We start from the raw sequence: 1,739 nt of genomic DNA, 5'->3' as shown, positions 1-1,739 counted from the left end.
CGGCAGCACCGGCAGCGGCTGCAGTCGCCGCCACCGGCGCGTCGAAGTCCGACGTCGCGATGCCCGCCGCAGCCAAACTGCTGGCCGACAACAAGCTGAGCACCAGCGACGTCGCCGGCACCGGCAAGGACGGCCGCGTGACCAAGGGCGACGTGCTCGGCGCCGTGGCCGCCGGCACCACCGCCAAGGTGGCGCCGCCCGTGCCGGCGCCCGCCGGCGCACCCAAGGCTACGCTGCCGCAGGTCGCCGTGCCGACCGGCGCACCCGACCTCGGCGACCGTCCGGAAGAACGCGTGCCGATGAGCCGCCTGCGCGCGCGCATCGCCGAGCGCCTGCTGCAGTCGCAGTCGACCAATGCCATCCTGACCACCTTCAACGAAGTCAACATGGCCCCGGTCATGGAGATGCGCAAGAAGTTCCAGGACGCGTTCACCAAGGAGCACGGCGTCAAGATCGGCTTCATGAGCTTCTTCGTCAAGGCCGCGGTGCATGCGCTCAAGAAATACCCGGTGATCAACGCCTCGGTCGACGGCAACGACATCGTCTACCACGGCTACTTCGACATCGGCATCGCGGTCGGTTCGCCGCGCGGCCTGGTGGTGCCGATCCTGCGCAATGCCGACCAGATGAGCTTCGCCGACATCGAGAAGAAGATCGCCGAGTTCGGCCAGAAGGCCAAGGACGGCAAGCTGGGCATCGAGGAGATGACCGGCGGCACCTTCTCGATCTCCAACGGCGGCACCTTCGGCTCGATGCTGTCGACCCCGATCATCAACCCGCCGCAGTCGGCCATCCTCGGCGTGCATGCGACCAAGGACCGCGCCGTGGTCGAGAACGGCCAGATCGTGGTGCGCCCGATGAACTACCTCGCGATGAGCTACGACCACCGGATCATCGACGGCCGCGAAGCCGTGCTGGGCCTGGTCGCCATGAAGGAAGCGCTGGAAGATCCGTCGCGCCTCTTGTTCGACATCTGAGGAGCGCCGGATGTCTGACAAGCAATTCGACGTCGTCGTCATCGGCGGCGGCCCCGGCGGCTACATCGCGGCGATCCGCGCGGCGCAGCTCGGCTTCAACGTGGCCTGCATCGACGAGTGGAAGAACGCCAAGGGCGGTCCGGCCCTCGGCGGCACCTGCACCAACATCGGCTGCATTCCCTCGAAGGCGCTGCTGYAATCGTCCGAGCACTACGAGCACGCCGGCCACAGCTTCGCCGACCATGGCATCAAGGTTGAGGGCCTGGGCCTCGACGTGGCGAAGATGCTGTCCCGCAAGGACACCGTCGTGAAGCAAAACAACGACGGCATCGCCTACCTGTTCAAAAAGAACAAGGTCGCGTTCTTCCACGGCCGCGGCTCGTTCGTGAAGGCGAGCGAGGCCGGCTACGAGATCAAAGTCGCGGGCGCCGCCGAAGAGAGCATCACCGGCAAGCAGATCATCATTGCGACGGGCTCCAACGCGCRCCCCTTGCCCGGTGCGCCCTTCGACGAGGAGAACGTCCTGTCGAACGACGGCGCGCTGCGCATCCAGGCCGTGCCGAAGAAGCTGGCGCTGATCGGCTCGGGCGTGATCGGCCTCGAGATGGGTTCGGTCTGGCGCCGGCTCGGCGCCGAAGTCACGGTGCTCGAAGCGCTGCCGACCTTCCTCGGCGCGGTCGACGAGCAGATCGCCAAGGAAGCGCTCAAGGCCTTCACCAAGCAGAACCTCAAGATCGAGCTCGGCGTCAAGGTCGGCGAGGT

Annotated in this window: 2 protein-coding genes; both read left to right on the top strand. The window is 66.7% G+C overall.

Translation table 11 applies throughout. From position 1 onward, the window contains the following. Positions 1–977 (top strand): 2-oxoglutarate dehydrogenase complex dihydrolipoyllysine-residue succinyltransferase (odhB, locus tag AC1DY5_RS54380; protein ID WP_478122486.1); only part of this gene is annotated, 977 nt, incomplete at its 5' end. A gap of 10 nt (positions 978–987) precedes the next feature. Continuing rightward, positions 988–1,739, top strand: a 752-nt coding sequence (locus AC1DY5_RS54375; protein ID WP_478122485.1) for an FAD-dependent oxidoreductase, incomplete at its 3' end; no start/stop codon positions are given.

Source organism: Variovorax sp. P4_D9, assembly GCF_056401695.1.
This window is presented reverse-complemented; position numbering and strand designations above follow the sequence as displayed.